Raw genomic sequence first — 16,873 nt, forward strand, 5'->3', positions numbered from 1 at the left:
AATGCCAATTCTAAAACATTAAGAGAGAGCAACTAACAAACTTAAATTAAGCTCGGCTCCAAGGTCCCCAAATAGCATAGGTAATACCGGGAGTTTGAACATTTAAGAACATGGTTTGACCGTCGGGGGAGAAGCAAGCACCCGCTACCTCAGAGTCATTGAGAGCGTTACGAGCAAAGTGATAAAGTTCACCGTTGGCATTGACTCCAACTACAAAGTTGTCACCAGAACCATCTTCACAGATGAACAAATCGCCGAAGGGAGAGACCACAATATTGTCTGGAGCTTGTAACTCAGCTTGCTGAGTAGACTCGACAAACAAGGTTAAAGTACCACCGTCTTCAGCGGTTGCACCAGGCACATACCGCCAAACTTGACCCAATCTAGCAGGGCCACCATCTGTACAGGTAAAGTACAGCTCGTTATTGCCAAACCAAATGCCTTCGCCACGGCTGAAGGTAGCAGCCCCCTTCGCACGCCCCTGGAAGCGAGTACCAGTAGGAGCAGCGTCGCTGACTGGATCGGGTTCGTCAATGGTGACCCACTCAGCCGCAAGGGGTTGGCCTACAGGAATCACACTGGTAGGTCGATTTCGGGTGAGCACACCTGTCGGGAAATCCTTGAGCTTAAGTGCCTGTAGAACCCCACCTTCTTGTAATCTGTCAGATTTATTGGGAATAAAGCGGTAGAACAGGCTATCCCCGGTATCTTCGGTTTCGTAAACAATTCCAGTGCGAGGATCGATCGCCACGGCTTCGTGGTTAAAGCGACCCATTGCCTTTAAAGGAATTGGAGTAATGGCTCCTGTTGCGTTAGCAGGCACCTCGAAGTTATAGCCGTGACGCTTAGAAACCAAGCCAGGATTTTCTTCGGGGGTAGAAGTGTTCTCTTCGGAGGTGATCCAAGAGCCCCAGGGAGTTACGCCACCTGCACAGTTACGGTAGGTGCCCTGAATAGAAGGATAGTGGCGAATTAGTTTGCGATCGTTACCAATTACCAGTGTAGTGGTGCCACCTTTGCACAAGGGGTCATACACAGGTGCATTTAGGTCAGAAACTTTGGTAGCAGAAGTGGGGCTGAGTTCATGGTTCCGCACCAAGATGGTAGTACCTCTGGGACCTGCAAAAGCACCCATGCCATCGTGTCCTCCGGGTACCAGAGAGTTATTGCTCATAACATCCCCAGTCCGGGAGAAAGCTCGGTACTGGAAGCCACGAGGTAAGTCTAGTAAACCATTCGGGTCGGGAATCAGCGGGCCATAGCCATCGCCAAATACAGATTGACCATTCGCTTTGCGAGCATAGAGCGCCTGCAAAGGCGACATCATTACCGTACCAGCGGCACTAGCACCCGCCAGCGCAAAGAATTTACGTCGCGATAAAGCCATGTTCTACTCTCAGTTCTCAGCATGCGTCATTAGCTTAAGCAACGAATCTCATCAACTGGCAAAGGATAGATTAATCTTGGGTTAAGCAATTGCAGATTTCAATTTTTTTGCTGTATTGCTTAACACCTTTTGGCAAGATTGCTGCTGTCAAGTTGCTTTACGGAGCTACTAGTGAGCGACTAAGTTCTGCTCAACAATTTCTTGCTGAAAGCTGAAGAGATTGGGGTCTTTGAAGTCAACACTTGCCCTCAGCCAGTGGACATCTGGTGAGCCAAATGTTTCAACCCGAGTAAAGTTCTCAATGCGGCTTTGGCCGCGCGAACCAACTAAAGGCTTGTCAATGCGGAAATAGTGACTATCTCCATGTACCAAGACCACAGGCTTTTTGAAGGCGACAGTTTCAGCTTCTAAAGCCGCGAGAAAATCGTTGTACCCGGTACGGTTGGGATCGGTAGGAGCTAACTCAAACCCAGGGTTGGCTTGAATAACCAGCATGATGCCCTTGCTGCCATTGCGCTGGGCGATCGCAAATCCTTCTCTTAACCAAGCTAGATTTGCCGCATTGCGCTCTTGGTATTCAGCGTCAGCTTCTGGAGTACGACCGAAGTTATTGTTGCTCCCTGGAATATTCAGTCCCACAAACACGATGTTGTTGGCTATCCAGCGGACATTCTCGCGAAATTTGCTGTACTGCGGATCGTTACTTTGGCGAGTCAGAGCGATCGTGCGTTTACCTTGACTCTGGTCCCCTCGAAAGAAGATTTCCCGCAGTTTAGCTAACCGTTCTAAGGGGTCGTAGCCGCCATTGTTCGCGCGGTGGCAGTCTGTCCACTCATTGTCTCCCGGCACAAAAATGAACGGATGCACAAAGGTATTGAACAAGTTGTAGCGCTGATAAAACGTTTCATCAGTGCATAGAGTCGAGCCACTCTTAAAGTCACCATCGTGAACAATGAAGGCGAGCCGTGTCTTGTTCATGTCCTGAATCAGGTTTTGGAACTTGCCTTCCTGCTCAGGGTTGTAGGGTAAGTCGCCGATCAGGCCAAAGTCAAACTTTGTAGCCGCTACACTTTCGTTGCCAAAAGGCTGGGCTTCTAACAGAGAGACCAGTCCTACAAGCAGCATTGACAACAAGGCAACCCAAATGAACCGACGGCTTCGACGCATGTTCCTTCCCTCTCACCAATAGATGACCCTAAAAGTAGATAGCCCCACAAAAGCCAGCCTGAGGTACTACCTTAAAGTGTTTTCTTCAACGAGAGGGAAAGAAGGTATTAACAATGCGTTAAGAGTCTAGGCAGTAGCAGAAGCGAAGTGATAGGGACTTGTGAGCTTATCGAGCTGCTGCACCAACAAGCTGAGGAACAAGCCTACATCTGTGACCACTCCAACGGATTCGACAGAACCGCGATCGCTCAATTTAGTCACCACAGCGGGGTTGATGTCCACGCAGACCATCTTCACGCCTGCGGGAGTCATGTTGCCCACCCCGATCGAGTGCAGCATGGAGGACAGCATCAAGATTAAATCGGCTCCTTCGATCAAGCGAGCATAATCCGCCTGAGCTTGCAGCAAATCCATCTGCGTGTCGGGTAAAGGGCCATCATCGCGAATTGAGCCAGCCAGGGAGAAAGGCACGCCGTTGCGGACGCATTCGTACAATACCCCACTCGTCACTACACCTTGCTCTACAGCCTGGGGAATGCTGCCACAACGACGAACGGCATTGATCACTTTGAGGTGATGGCGATGACCACCGCGCACCGAAACCCCTCGCTTCATATCCACACCGAGGGAAGTGCCCATCATCGATTGCTCAATGTCATGAACGGCGATCGCATTACCGCCCAGTAGCGCTTGCACATAGCCTTGGCGAATCAGGTGGGCTAGATGCTCACCACCACCTGTATGAATTACCACTGGCCCCGCCGTGACTACTACTTTGCCACCTTGATCGCGAATCTTGCGTAACTCCCAAGCAATCTGCTCGACTACAAGTTCAACTCGGCGTTCGCTGGAAACCCCTGCTCCCATGAAGCTGAACTCTTGGACATTCCGTTGCTCTCGGGATTCTGTTTTCCGGACTGTGCGAATTCCTTCAACACCCACAATGACGCGATCGCCTACCGCCAAATCTCGTAGCAGTTTGCATTCCGCCATGGGACCTGTAGGGGTTGAATGCAACACGAGCGCCGCATCCATCCGCTGTTTCTGCACCTTCACCCACTGGCACTCCACGCGCACTTCTGTGGGGTAAATTGTGGTGACATAGAAGTCATCCGGGGCTACTCCCGCTTGAGTCACCACTTCATAGCTGATATCGCAAGCTTCTTGGGGGGGTGGCACAGCGCCCAGATCGATCAACTGCGTCATGATCGTTTCCATGACTTCATGGGAAGGAGCCGACACTTTCACTTCCGCCGAAGAAGTGCTTTGGCGCTGTTCACCCAAGTTGAAGTTGAGCACTTGGAAGCTACCACCTGCTTCCACAACTAAATCTAAGGCGCGATTGATCAAGCCAGAGTCAAGTAAGTGACCATCTAAGCGGATCACACGGCTCTCTACGGTGGCATGGGCATGAACTTCAACTCGGACAGGCTCGGTGACACGCAGCGTTAAGCACTTGGCCGCACCCCCCGCTTTGAGAAATTCGGTTAGAGGTGTTTCCAGCACTTCAAAGCCTTTGTCAGCCAGACGTTGCTTCAACTCATCACTGGCTTTGTTCAAGATCACGCGATGGTCAACATTGACGGCGTTGCAGGCGAAGTTCACGGCATCGGCTTCGGCGATCGCAATCCGCTTCTCCTCAGGCACCCGCATTTCAATCAAGCGATTGGAGTAGGCATCGAAAGCAGGAGGATAGTAGAGCAGATAGCCTTGGCTGAGCGGGCAGAAGCAAGTATCCAAGTGATAGAAGCGCTCGTCCATGAGGCGCAGCGATAGCACTTCAATGTCTAACCACTTGGCTAAGTAAGGATGCGAATCTAGTTCAGAGCGGAAGCCGTATCCTGCCCACAACCAGCGACCCTCGCGATCGAAGAGGGCATCTCCCGCCCCCTCAAATGGCAATTCTTTCGGCAATTCATGCACAGTGTAGCCCTTCTCAGCAAACCACTGCTTGAAGAAGGGTTCTTCGCCTTGCCGTTCTTTATGGAAGAATCGACTCAATACTACGGTGTCGCCTAAGACCAAACCCCCATTGGCCGTAAATACGATATCAGGGACACCGACTTGAGGTTGGATCAAATCAACAATCGCGTACTCTTTGATTAGATGAAATAGGTGCTCCCACTGTTCGGCAGCGCGATCGCGAGAAGACTTGTGAACATTTCCTTCCATCCAAGGATTAATTACATAGTCCACCTCATAGTGATCCGGCGAACACATTAAAAAACGAATTGAGGAAACCATAAATCCAAAGCTCGAATGAGGAGTTGATGCAAAAACTTTAACGAGCCTACAAGATGAAAACTGTGGTCAAACTTGCAGCTAAATAACGCTTCTCAGTCTCTAAATTTCCGTAGCAACGAGACTGGAGTCTATCTTATTATTCCTACGACCTCAGGTATTGACAAAAAAGCCAACCTTGTAATAGGTTCCTGACTTTCCGACTGTCTCTCTCTCCAGCCTAGATCATCAAAAGTGTCTACCTACAACCGTATTTATGCGATCGTGCGTCAAATCCCCATAGGAAAAGTTGCTACTTATGGCCAGGTAGCTGAGTTAGCGGAGTTATATGGCAAAGCTCGTTTGGTAGGATACGCACTTTACCGAGTTGATAAAAATTCAGATATTCCTTGGCATCGCGTGATCAATGCCAAAGGCGAAGTTTCAGAATCACCCCTGCGGCTTGGTTCTGATTATGTGCAGCGATCGCTCTTAGAAGCAGAAGGCATCGAATTTAATGCCGAAGAAAAGATCGATTTACGGAAATATCGGTGGCAACCCACCGTAATCTAACAATGTCGGTGCTGAGTAGGAAAACTTGATGACGTTTCAGGTTGGTTTAAAGCTGGCTGATGCAGCGATCGCAGCTCTTTCCAAACGTTGTAGCCGTTGTCAGAATCAGTGATGACAACCTGCTGGCCATACTCCGATAACCCATAGGCCAAGGCATAAGCTTGGTTTTGGCAAGCTGCTGGAAATGACGCGACATAGCTATACAACTGGCCTCCACTTCGCATCCCCTGTCTCAGACAACCATCAGGGCTAACGAAGGTGAAGTAATGAATCAGAGTTTCAGAAATCGTCAATGGAGACATGGAAGTGTGAGATGCAGAGTTAAAGGCAGTTTAAGCAAATGCTTCTGGCTCTACAAGTAGACTTTTGCAAGATTCACGGTCTCTTAATCCAACCAAGCTGAGCGGGGTTCCTTCAGACGATTTTAGTCTTGCAATATTCAGATCCACGAGGGTCAACCAAGCTTTCAACCGTAGCTTTACTAGGAATCACAGCTTGCTGAATAAAGACTTCAAGATCACTAAATGTCATAAATATCTAAACCAACAAAAATGCGATCGCCTGTGATTGAACCAGAGAGCGATCGCCTTGTCTTTATATATGCTGCAATTGCGCTGCAATCAACGAGCTGTCTTACTCTGGCAACCCAATCAATTCCCCAGCACCCGAAACCACTTCACCGATCGCATAAGCCGCAAGACTTTGCGAGGTAAACCACTGCATCGTTTGCTCAGCTTGATCAGACGGCACAATTACGACCAAGCCAATCCCCATATTGAACGTATTAAACATGGCAACCTCGCTGACTTCCCCGGTCGTTGCCAACCACTGAAACACGGGTAAAACAGGCCAAGAGTTGGGGTTGAGGCGGACTGCTTGGCCTTCACCCAGACAGCGGGGGAGATTTTCTGGCAAGCCACCGCCCGTGATATGCGCCAAACCATGAATTGTCAGGCCTGCTTGACGCGCGGCCAATATAGGTTTGACATAGATCTGAGTCGGGGTAAGAAATGCCTCCGCTAAAGTTTGCCCCCCAAACAGTTCCGGTTTCTCTTCCCAGCTAAAGCCGCGATCGCTGATGATTTTGCGAACCAAACTGAACCCATTGCTGTGCACCCCTTGACTCCCCAAACCGATCGCCACATCCCCAATTTGCACTTGAGAACCGTCTAGGAGTTGGCTTTTCTCCACTACACCCACACAAAAGCCCGCCAAATCGTATTCTCCTGGCTGGTAAAAACCTGGCATTTCTGCGGTTTCTCCCCCCAGCAGCGCACAGCCCGCCTGACGGCAACCTTCACTAATCCCAGACACCACCTGGGCTAACTGTTCTGGTTCCAAGTGCCCTGTCGCCAAATAATCCAGAAAAAATAAGGGTTCAGCTCCAGAAGTCAGTACATCATTGACACACATCGCTACCAAGTCAATCCCGACCGTGTCATGACGATTTGCCACCTGAGCAATCTTTAATTTAGTACCAACGCCATCGGTGCCAGAAACCAAAATCGGCTCATGATAGCCTGCCGGAATTTGAAATAAACCGCTGAAGCCACCAAATTTTCCCAGTACGCCCGGTCGATAAGTGCTCTCGACCATGCCGCGAATTTGTTGCACAAAGGCTCGGCCTGCTTCGACATCAACCCCAGCTTCTCTGTAATCCATGAAACGACGTACTTCCCGTGCTAGTTGCAGGATGTATTCTACTCGCCATTGGTCTTGAGAATTTAGTCTTTCAAAATTGCTCCAAGCTAAAGCTCTGCGATCGCTAATTAGAGACTAAATCAGGTAAAAAATGATTCATATCTAGTATGAAGTTTATATAAAGTTTTGATGAAGCATGCTGAAACCGCATCAACCCCAAAACTCTTTCCACAGAAGCATTTTGTCGATTTTTTTAATATAAAGTTTTAATAAAACTCTAAACGGCTTCCGTAGCACCCTGATCCCCAGGGCCAAAACTTCGTGTTACTCTGTTGCAGTTCTATGACAGAAAGTAAATACGGAACGAGTACGAGTTGCACTAACCCATTAGACCCTGTTCTTACAGCGTTCTTACAGCTCATTTGCAACCTATCAATCTCGATTTTCCAGCGCCCTTTACATGGATTTATGAATCAACGATTTCGGAGTAGTGTCACTGTTGCCCTGTTGTTGGCTGCTTTATCTACCCCCCTGTTAGGTTCTAATGAGCTAGCAGAAGCCATCGAACCCAGCACTGAGACCAACCTAGCGAATAGCAAGTCCACTTCAGGCCCCCCTCAGGTAGCGCCGCAATCTCCAGTAAAGCTGGCACAGTTACAGTCAACTCAAACGGCCCAGGTCGTCAAAGTTGGAGAACGTCAGTCTTCCACCACCGAGGAAAACACCCTCGTTGCCAAAATCCAAGCCCATGAAGTGGCAGGCCGTAAAGCTGCAACTCTGTATGTCCGAGATATTCCGGTTTTGACTTTCCTTACAAACCCAGAAGCGGAACCAGGAACTGAAGTTGCAGGCAGCCAAAGTTTAACCATCACTCAACCTGTCAAAGTAGCAGCCCGTCAAGCTGTGTCCCTAGAAGCTGAAGCATCCAAGCCAGTTGCATTGACCAAGACAGGCGCGATCGCTACGAACTCACCCCTAGATAGTGCTACCTCACCCAGTGCTGATGACCCGCTGTGGCGAGCGACTGCCGTGGCGGCCCAGATTAATCAAATGAGCTGGAATGGCTTAGATGCTGACAAGATTACCGTCAGTTGGGATGGTGAACCTAGCGTGACAGGCGAACCCCGCGATCGCTACTTGATCAAAGCAGACGGCAACGTCCTAGTCACCCTGGATGCAACCGCAACCACTAAACTACCTGACACCACTCGCGATTTGGCTAAGGATGCGCTTCAAGCCACCAATCGGCTGAGACGTTTGCTCGGTAACGCTGCTCCCTTGCGAGAAGTTTCGGGTCGCCCTGTGGTACGTCGTCAGCAAACCGTTGCCTTCGGTTCAGTCCAATTTCAAATTAAAGGTTGGGCCTCCTGGTATGGCCCTGGTTTTGACGGCAATCGTAGTGCTAGTGGTGAAATTTTTAACCAAAATGCTCTCACAGCTGCTCATCGTGACCTACCTTTTGGTACTAAGGTGCGAGTCACCAATCTAGACAATGGACGAACAGTAGTCGTACGTATCAACGATCGCGGTCCCTATGCCTTCGATCGCATCATCGACCTCTCTGCCGCTGCGGCTCAGGTGTTAGGTCTAATTCATAGCGGTGTGGCTCCGGTGCGTGTTGATGTTTTAGATCAGCAAAAAACTGTCACAGCTAGCAATTAAACCGACACAGACCGGAGATGAATCCCTAAACTAGTAGGCGGAGCTTTGGTAATCAACCTAGGGGGATCGGTGCGCCTGTTTACGACGGTAGCGGGATTGCGGTGCTATCTGGAGCTACATCGATCTCAACAAGACGGGTTGAAGCTAGATCAGCCAATTAGCGATGCATCGTCTTTGGCACCTACGGCAACCGTGGGGCTAGTGCCGACAATGGGAGCTTTGCACCAAGGTCATTTGAGCTTGATCCAGCGGGCGCGTCAGGAAAATGCTCTCGTCATTGTGAGCATCTTCGTCAATCCGTTGCAGTTTGGGCCTACGGAAGATTTTCAGCAGTATCCTCGCACCCTAGAAACGGATCGGCGTTTATGTGAGCAAGCTGGAGTCGATGCCATCTTTGCCCCTACTGCTGAAGAGCTGTACGGTTCAGCCTATTGCCGTCAGCAAGAACAAGTGACTCAAGTCGTACCCCCTCAGTTTATGACGGCTACTTTATGTGGTCGCTCTCGCCTGGGACACTTTCAAGGAGTGGCCACGGTAGTCACAAAGCTACTACAACTCGTCCAGCCCGATCGCGCCTATTTTGGCCGCAAAGATGCTCAACAATTGGCAATTATTCAGCGACTCGTACGCGATTTGAATATTCCAGTCCAAGTTGTGGGTTGTCCAACGGTACGGGAGGCAAGTGGATTGGCTCTCAGCTCTCGCAACCAGTACCTCTCCGCCCAGGAACGTGAACAAGCAACGGCAATATATCGAGGTTTGCAGCGAGCAAAACGGCAATTTCAAACGGGTGAGAAAGACACGAATGCACTAATTGATGCGGTCAAGGTAGAATTGGCAACTGTGCCGATCAAACCTGAATACATTGAATTAGTGCATCCCATGACGATGGCTCCCTTAGATAAAGTTGACGAAGCAGGATTGCTGGCGATCGCGGCCCGATTAGGTTCAACTCGCTTGATTGACAATGTAGTTTTGCAAGACCGTCAGCCGATTGTGGCGATCGATGGTCCCGCTGGGGCAGGAAAATCGACGGTGACTCGTCAGATTGCTCAGACGATAGGGCTGCTTTATTTAGACACAGGAGCCATGTACCGAGCTTTGACTTGGCGGGTGCTGCAATCGGGCATTGACATTCAAGACGAACCCGCGATCGCAGAACTAGTGAGCAAGTGTGAAATTCAACTCGTACCCGGAGAAACTCCGCAAGAGCCAGTTAGAGTTTGGATTGATCACCAGGAAGTGACCCAGGCCATTCGTGACCTAGAAGTCACTTCTAATGTCTCAGCGATCGCAGCTCAACCTGCGGTTCGAGAAGAACTAGTGAAGCAACAACAACGCTATGGCCGCAAAGGTGGGATTGCAATCGAGGGTCGTGATATTGGCACCCATGTTTTCCCCGATGCAGAACTTAAAATCTTTTTGACGGCTTCAGTGCAAGAACGCGCCCGTCGTCGCCAGCAAGATCTAAAAAATCAGGGCAAGGGCGACATCAGCTTAGATGAACTAGAGCGGATGATTTACGAGCGCGATCGCAAGGACAGTACTCGCACTTTGGCCCCCCTCCAAAAAGCCGTAGACGCGATCGAAATTAATACCGATGGTCTCACGATTGCTGAAGTGCGCGATCGAATTATAGCGCTATATCACGAGCGTGTTTCCACCATCAATGCTTAGAATTGGCCTCTGATTTAGCTTGGCAAAGCAAGCAATTCAACATTAATCAGGAGGGGCATTTATGTCTGCCACTCCTCTTTTTTTGTTTCTTACAGCGTTGTGTTTATTGCCTCTATTCCAATAGCCAACCAAACACAGCTCCCACGTTTAAATTCAGCTCACTTGCAAAGGATGGAACTGGGAGTTTTTGCTCTGATGCATCAAAGACTTCTGGTTGCTGTTTTGGAAGATAAACAAACACGGTTTGCTCATCTGGATCAATCAGCCAACCCATTTGAGTTCCATGATTGAGGCAATGCAGAATATTTTTAGTGACTTTGGTTTGGCTTTGGTCAGGGGAGAGAATTTCAATTGTCCAGTCAGGCGCGATCGCAAAGGTATTGGCAATCTCGCCATTCTCGTCGCGCGGAATTTTTTCCCAAGTAAACACAGACACATCTGGAACAGTTGAGCGATCGCCAAAAGTGAGGCGTAGCTCTGAGAATGCCCGTGCAATTCGTCGAGATTTCAAAACAGCATTAACAGTAGTAGAAAACTCGGTTTGAATCGTGCTGTGCTTACCCTGCGGCATTGGTTTTTGAATGATTTTCCCATCAATATATTCACTAGCAGGTTTTGTTTCTGGCAGCTTCAGAAACTCCTCTAAGTTTATGGATTTAGATAGGGTCTGGGCCACGATATCTCCTTACACAAGGGAGTAGGATGAGTTTTGCATACTTGGATAGGCCGCCAATGCAGCATTATTCATCTTGCTCCATTTCCTTAGTAATATTAGAGAGCCAAGACTGTTTAAAGATCGAGGTCCAGTCATACTGAGGAATCGGCAAAAGTTTAGTGCTGCTAGCAGTAAGTAATAAAAAGTACTTTTGAAATATATTTTCAAGAATCAAAATAGCGTCATCTAAATCCTGGAAAGTACCGAGTGATTGAACTTCAGATACTTTTTCGTAATGTGCAATCCTTCGATCAATAAACTCTTTATGGAGAGCTTTAATTTTTTCCAGTTGTTGCAAGTCAATCTCTAAAGTCTTTTCAGGAAATACATTTAGATCTTTACCCGCAAGAATGTCGAACGCGTTATGCCCCAGAGCGTGCATATCCTTCGAATAGAGAGAAAGATGTTTTTCTCTAGTCAATAATGTACTGTTGATTTGCAAATCACGCAAAAGCTTAATAAGAGAAATACAATCTGAGTGGTCATCTAATTGCCTTCTAATTCCCATAAGTGTTGCGTCTACATAATTCCTTGTGAGCCAATCATAAAAGAGATTAGAGTTGTTGATAGCTGAATTTTCAACAACAATTTTTCGTGTTTCTGCATAGATATAGTTTGACTGCACAAGTCTGGTTATCTGCTCTCGAAGAATTTGTACCCACCTATTCCACTTTTGGATTTTCTGTTCCATAACTCTAGTAAAAGGTAATAAAAAATAGGAGCTAGCTTGAGAGCTAACCCCTATCTATATGTTACAAAGCAATCTACTGAGCGATCGCCAACCAGATTGTTCTACTTTTTACTGCACTGAACTCAATACTTTTTCAGTCGCAGCATCAGGGTTTGCTTCTGGGCTATCTGCTTCAGAAGGTGGAACCACTTGCCAGAACTTAGCCAAAGACTCTGACCAGTTCGCCAAAATCGCTTTCGCTTTTTGGCTACCTGTCCGCTCTGCATGAGCCTCAATCAGGTCACGTAGTTGTTGTTCGCCAACAGGAGCAATCACCCGTTGCACTTTCACGATTTCGGGGTTGACCTTGGTAGGGAAGCTGCCATCTTCATCCAAGAAGTAAGCGAGGCCACCCGTCATGCCAGCACCCACGTTGCGGCCCACACGGCCAAGAACAACAATAGTGCCACCCGTCATGTATTCGCAGCAGTGGTCACCCGCCCCTTCGATCACCGCTTGACCTTTGGAGTTGCGGACTGCAAAACGTTCACCTGCTTGACCATTGGCAAACAGAGTGCCGCCCGTCGCTCCATAGAGGCAAGTATTGCCTACAATCACATTCTGAGAAGGATCGTAGGTTGCAGCGGCGGGTGGCTTGATCACAATTTCGCCGCCATGCATGCCCTTACCTACGTAGTCATTCGCCTCGCCTTCTAGGTTTAGCGTCATGCCCGGCAGGTTAAAGGCACCAAAGCTTTGGCCCGCACTGCCTTTGAAGTTCAGAGTAATTTGACCTTCAAACCCAGAGTCGCCATACTTCTTAGCGATCGCCCCAGACAAGCGAGTACCTACCGTCCGATCGGTGTTGATAACCATGACCTCTTTCGTCACGCTACCCTGATTCGCGATCGCCCCTTGAATCTCAGCATCAGCCAATAACTGATCATCGAGCACAGGGCCGTTGCTATGTACCGACTCGTGTTGCAACCAACCGCGGTTTTCGCGGGTGTCGGGGAGTTGAGTTAGGCAGTTCAGGTTCAGCGATTGTGTCTTGGTCAGCTTCGCGCCTTCCCGGACTGCTAGCAAATCTGCCCGACCAATCACTTCATCCAAGGAGCGATAGCCGAGTCTTGCCAATAGCGATCGCACTTCTTCCGCGATGAAGCAGAAGAAATTGACCACATGCTCAGGCGTGCCCGTAAAACGCTTGCGGAGTTCTTCCCGCTGCGTCGCAACACCCACGGGGCAGTTGTTAGTGTGGCAGATCCGCGCCATGATGCACCCTTCAGCAATCATCGCGATCGAGCCAAAGCCGAACTCTTCGGCCCCCATCAAGGCTGCGATTAAGACATCCCAACCTGCTTTGAGGCCACCGTCTACTCGCAAAATCACGCGATCGCGCAGTTGATTTTCCATCAGTACACGATGTACTTCGGTCAATCCCAGTTCCCAAGGACCACCTGCGTGCTTAATCGAGCTGAGCGGGGAAGCGCCTGTACCACCGTCATGACCCGAAATTTGAATGATGTCAGCATTGGCTTTGGCCACACCCGCTGCCACGGTACCGATGCCAATTTCAGCCACCAGCTTCACGGAAACCTGAGCCGTGGGGCTGATCTGGTGCAGATCAAAGATTAGCTGAGCCAAATCTTCGATCGAGTAAATGTCATGGTGAGGTGGGGGAGAAATCAGGGTCACTCCAGGCTTAGAGCGTCGCAGCATCGCGATGTAAGGGCTGACTTTTTTCCCAGGTAGTTGACCACCTTCCCCAGGCTTGGCCCCTTGAGCCATCTTGATCTCAATTTGTTTGGCACTGGCGAGGTACTCCGGGGTCACGCCAAAGCGACCAGAGGCAACTTGTTTAATGGCAGAGCTGGCAGTGTCGCCGTTTCTCAGACCTTTTAGGTGAGGCAGTGTGGGTGAGTTGCCGTTTTCATCTACGTCATTGAGAGTGTTATAGCGCACCGAATCTTCGCCGCCTTCACCAGAATTGGAGCGGCCACCGATGCGGTTCATCGCGATCGCCAATGTTTCATGAGCTTCCCGCGAGAGTGCGCCCAAGGACATGCCCCCGGTGCAAAAGCGTTGCATGATGTCAGCGACCGACTCCACTTCCTCTAAAGGAATTGAGGGGCGATCGCTCTTGAAGTCGAGCAGATCCCGCAGGGCCGTAATCGGACGGTTGCTGAGATGTTGCTGGTACAAGTCGTAATGGTCGTGGCTCTTGTCAGCCACCGCTTTATGCAAAGTTTTGACCATTTCCGGGTTGTTCATGTGGTACTCACCACCCGGACGGTATTGTACAAAGCCGTAGTTTTCTGGTTTCTTGGCGGTCAGTTCAGGGAAGGCGCGGCAATGGAAGGAAATTACTTCATTGGCTAGCTCCGCAACACTGAGGCCACCCAACCGAGAAGTTGTACCAGAGAAACCTAAATGCAACAGATCGGAGCCGATCCCAATCGCTTCAAAGATTTGGGCACCGTGGTAGCTGGCCAACAGTGAGATTCCCATCTTGGAAAGAATCTTCAGCAAGCCCGCTTCTACAGCTTTCCGGAAGTTGTCTTGAGCTCCATTCAGGGTTGAAACCTCAATCTTGCCACGCTGCATCATGGCTTGAGTCTTGGAGTCAGCCCACCAATGCCGTACGGTTTCCAGGGCTAGGTAAGGGCAAATTGCGCTGGCCCCATAGCCAATTAAGCAAGCGAAGTGATGCGTGCTCCAGCACTGGGCTGTATCCACAACCAAGGAAGCTTTCATCCGCAAGCCTTGACGAATTAGGTGGTGGTGAACTGCACCCACTGCTAGTAAAGGTGGAATGTAGCTGTGATCTTCAGTTAATTGAAGACCATTTTCCTGGTTGCGATCGCTCAAAACCAGAACCTTTTTACCGGCACGAACCGCTTCCACCGCTTGCTGACAAAGAGCATTTACCGCTCGTTGTAACCCTTCTGGCCCGGCGGAGATGGCAAACAAGGTAGACAGTGAAGCTGTTTCAAACCCAGACTGCTTAATTTGCTCTAGCTCCACCTCATTCAGCACTGGAGATTCTAGCTTTAGCTGGCGAGCCGACTCTGGCTTAGCCTCTAGCAAGTTACCCCGCTCACCCAACTGCATGGTCAAAGACATGACCAAACTTTCGCGCAGGGGGTCAATTGGGGGGTTGGTGACTTGAGCGAAGCGTTGCTTAAAGTAGTCGTAGAGCAGACGGGGCTTCTCAGACAGCACTGCCAGGGGAATGTCATCACCCATTGAGAAAGTGGGTTCTTTCGCTTGAGCTGCCATTGATTCGATGATCATTTCCACATCTTCAGAACTGTAGCCAAAGGCCACTTGGTGCCGCAACAGCATCTGACCGTCCATTTGAGCGGTATCGGCAAAGGGTTGAGCCTGCAAATTTTGACGATTTTGCTGGAGCCACTCGCTATAAGGATGAGCCTGAGCCACCCGTTGCTTGATCTCCCAGTTCTTCAGGACTTCATGGGTGCCCAAATCTACCGAGATCATTTGTCCAGGGCCAAGGCGTCCTTTTTCTACAATCTCTGCTTCCGGCAGGTCAACCACACCCGCTTCCGAAGCCACCACCACAAAACCATCTTTGGTGATGCTATAGCGAGCGGGGCGCAAACCATTCCGGTCTAGAGTTGCGCCTACTTTCTTGCCATCGCTGAACACTAACAGGGCGGGGCCATCCCAAGGCTCTTGGATGCCACTGTAGTACTCGTAGAAGTCAACAATTTCCGGGTAGTTAGCCAAGTCTGGCTGATTCTTGTAAGCCTCTGGCACCATGATCATCAGGGCTTCTACTGGGCTACGTCCTGACTGCACCAGCAGTTCCATGACGTTGTCCAGCGTCGCGGAATCACTGTTGTCTGGGTTAACCACGGGCTTCAGGTCTTGCAGGCGATCGCCCCAACTTGCATGAGCTAAATCCGCTTCCCGCGCCATCATCCAGTTGATGTTGCCGAGCAAGGTATTAATTTCACCGTTATGCCCCAAAAGCCGCATCGGCTGCGCCAATGGCCACTTAGGCAAAGTGTTGGTGCTAAAGCGACGGTGGTACACCGCAAACACGCTTTGGTAAGCAGGCTGCTTCAGGTCGGTGTAGAAGTCTCCCAACACCGCCGAGCGCACCATTCCTTTGTAGATAAGGGTGCGGCTAGAGAAGGAGCAGACATAAAAATCTCTCAACGAGTCATACTCGCTAGGCCCGGAAGATTCTTGAAGGGCGATCGCTGCTGCTTGCTCAATCCGCTTACGAACTAAGTACAGTTTGCGCTCTAACTCATCCCCAGTTAGGCTCTCAGCCTGTATCAATACTTGCTCAATTTGAGGTTGGTTTTCCTTCGCTTGAACGCCCAACACTTCAGGCTGAACCGGAACCAAACGCCACCCTAACAACGTTAGAGATTCTTCCTGAACAACTTTTTCTACAATCTGACGAGCTTTGGCCGCAGCAGAGGCATCTTGAGGCAAAAAGAGCATGCCTACCCCTGTGCGCTCAGGTGCAGCGGCTGGCACTCCCATCTCAGCAAGAGACTGCTGCAACAATTCCCAAGGGATGGCAGTCATCAACCCTGCGCCATCCCCAGAATCTTGGTCGGCACTACAGCCGCCCCGATGTTCTAAACACTCTAGAGCTGACAACGCCTTAGCCACTAAAGAGTGGGTAGCTCGACCTTGGAGATCCGCAATGAAACCAACGCCACAAGCATCTCGCTCCTCAACCAACCAACGTTGGCCGGAGTAGCCTGCTTCTAATCCCTGATTTAATTGCTGGTTCAAATTCACACTCACGTTATCCATGGGATGGCTCGCTTCGTTCATTGGCTAAGGCTGGGTAAAGTCCTCTGGAGTTAAAAATTAGTTTGATTGGGCGCAGTCATCGCTACAGCAAGAAGCTGCACATTAATTACGAAGCCACGATCAAAGGCAAAGTCCGTACCCTATTAAATTTAAGAACGTACTTAACCCTCCGACGGTTCATGAGCTTGAGCTAAGTCAAGACACTACCTTTACGGGTTTGGCTCCAAACCTGCGCTTCCCATCAGCATGGCTGGCAAACTTCAAAAGCTATTTAATTCAACCCCTTGGCCCCACTGAAGTTGTGTTGGTGACAGGTAAAATTCTTCTTGCGAATCCAAGTTACTGGTGCCATGAAACA

At 49.7% G+C, this 16,873-nt stretch carries 11 protein-coding genes; 3 read left to right on the top strand and 8 right to left on the bottom strand.

Features of this window, described 5'->3' with window-relative positions; translation table 11 throughout:
• Positions 1–46: 46 nt before the first annotated feature.
• The 3 genes from H6F90_RS06050 to H6F90_RS06060 form a co-directional block, all read right to left on the bottom strand.
• Entirely contained in the window at positions 47–1,387 is a 1,341-nt protein-coding gene (locus H6F90_RS06050; RefSeq protein WP_190551129.1) for an alkaline phosphatase PhoX, read from the bottom strand.
• Positions 1,388–1,555: 168 nt separating this feature from the next.
• On the bottom strand, positions 1,556–2,554 hold the full coding sequence (locus H6F90_RS06055) for a hypothetical protein (RefSeq protein ID WP_190551131.1): 999 nt from the start codon (positions 2,552–2,554) through the stop codon (positions 1,556–1,558).
• 126 nt (positions 2,555–2,680) lie between these two features.
• Complete coding sequence (locus tag H6F90_RS06060; RefSeq protein WP_190551133.1) at positions 2,681–4,798, bottom strand: TIGR00300 family protein; 2,118 nt, start codon at positions 4,796–4,798, stop codon at positions 2,681–2,683.
• 231 nt (positions 4,799–5,029) lie between these two features.
• Between H6F90_RS06060 and H6F90_RS06065 the strand changes: the two genes are divergently transcribed.
• Complete coding sequence (locus H6F90_RS06065; RefSeq protein ID WP_190551135.1) at positions 5,030–5,347, top strand: MGMT family protein; 318 nt, start codon at positions 5,030–5,032, stop codon at positions 5,345–5,347.
• Here H6F90_RS06065 and H6F90_RS06070 read toward each other — a convergent pair.
• Entirely contained in the window at positions 5,344–5,649 is a 306-nt protein-coding gene (locus H6F90_RS06070; RefSeq protein WP_190551137.1) for a hypothetical protein, read from the bottom strand. The two genes, H6F90_RS06065 and H6F90_RS06070, sit on opposite strands and share 4 nt — an antisense overlap.
• Before the next feature lie 331 nt (positions 5,650–5,980).
• Positions 5,981–7,009: a phosphoribosylformylglycinamidine cyclo-ligase gene (gene purM, locus H6F90_RS06075; protein WP_190551139.1), complete on the bottom strand. Its 1,029-nt coding sequence runs from the start codon at positions 7,007–7,009 to the stop codon at positions 5,981–5,983.
• 447 nt (positions 7,010–7,456) lie between these two features.
• Between purM and H6F90_RS31430 the strand changes: the two genes are divergently transcribed.
• Positions 7,457–8,650: a septal ring lytic transglycosylase RlpA family protein gene (locus tag H6F90_RS31430; RefSeq protein ID WP_190551141.1), complete on the top strand. Its 1,194-nt coding sequence runs from the start codon at positions 7,457–7,459 to the stop codon at positions 8,648–8,650.
• Between the two features lie 45 nt (positions 8,651–8,695).
• Positions 8,696–10,327, top strand: coding sequence for a bifunctional pantoate--beta-alanine ligase/(d)CMP kinase (locus H6F90_RS06085; RefSeq protein WP_199295750.1), 1,632 nt, complete (start codon positions 8,696–8,698; stop codon positions 10,325–10,327).
• Between the two features lie 112 nt (positions 10,328–10,439).
• Here H6F90_RS06085 and H6F90_RS06090 read toward each other — a convergent pair whose 3' ends face one another.
• The 3 genes from H6F90_RS06090 to gltB form a co-directional block, all read right to left on the bottom strand.
• A complete protein-coding gene (locus H6F90_RS06090; RefSeq protein WP_190551143.1) occupies positions 10,440–11,003 on the bottom strand; it encodes a Uma2 family endonuclease in 564 nt (187 codons plus the stop codon).
• 64 nt (positions 11,004–11,067) lie between these two features.
• On the bottom strand, positions 11,068–11,733 hold the full coding sequence (locus tag H6F90_RS06095; protein ID WP_190551146.1) for a hypothetical protein: 666 nt from the start codon (positions 11,731–11,733) through the stop codon (positions 11,068–11,070).
• Positions 11,734–11,841: 108 nt separating this feature from the next.
• A complete protein-coding gene (gene gltB, locus H6F90_RS06100) occupies positions 11,842–16,536 on the bottom strand; it encodes a glutamate synthase large subunit (RefSeq protein ID WP_199295751.1) in 4,695 nt (1,564 codons plus the stop codon).
• Between the last annotated feature and the right edge of the window lie 337 nt (positions 16,537–16,873).

It is taken from the genome of Trichocoleus sp. FACHB-591 (assembly GCF_014695845.1).
Classification (GTDB): domain Bacteria; phylum Cyanobacteriota; class Cyanobacteriia; order FACHB-46; family FACHB-46; genus Trichocoleus.

Bases quoted from the DNA above. Each gene is read 5' to 3' on its own strand.
- H6F90_RS06050 (WP_190551129.1), bottom strand. From the start codon at position 1,387: ATGGCTTTATCGCGACGTAAATTCTTTGCGCTGGCGGGTGCTAGTGCC.
- H6F90_RS06055 (WP_190551131.1), bottom strand. From the start codon at position 2,554: ATGCGTCGAAGCCGTCGGTTCATTTGGGTTGCCTTGTTGTCAATGCTG.
- H6F90_RS06060 (WP_190551133.1), bottom strand. From the start codon at position 4,798: ATGGTTTCCTCAATTCGTTTTTTAATGTGTTCGCCGGATCACTATGAG.
- H6F90_RS06070 (WP_190551137.1), bottom strand. From the start codon at position 5,649: ATGTCTCCATTGACGATTTCTGAAACTCTGATTCATTACTTCACCTTC.
- purM (WP_190551139.1), bottom strand. From the start codon at position 7,009: ATGGATTACAGAGAAGCTGGGGTTGATGTCGAAGCAGGCCGAGCCTTT.
- H6F90_RS31430 (WP_190551141.1), top strand. From the start codon at position 7,457: ATGAATCAACGATTTCGGAGTAGTGTCACTGTTGCCCTGTTGTTGGCT.
- H6F90_RS06095 (WP_190551146.1), bottom strand. From the start codon at position 11,733: ATGGAACAGAAAATCCAAAAGTGGAATAGGTGGGTACAAATTCTTCGA.
- gltB (WP_199295751.1), bottom strand. From the start codon at position 16,536: ATGAACGAAGCGAGCCATCCCATGGATAACGTGAGTGTGAATTTGAAC.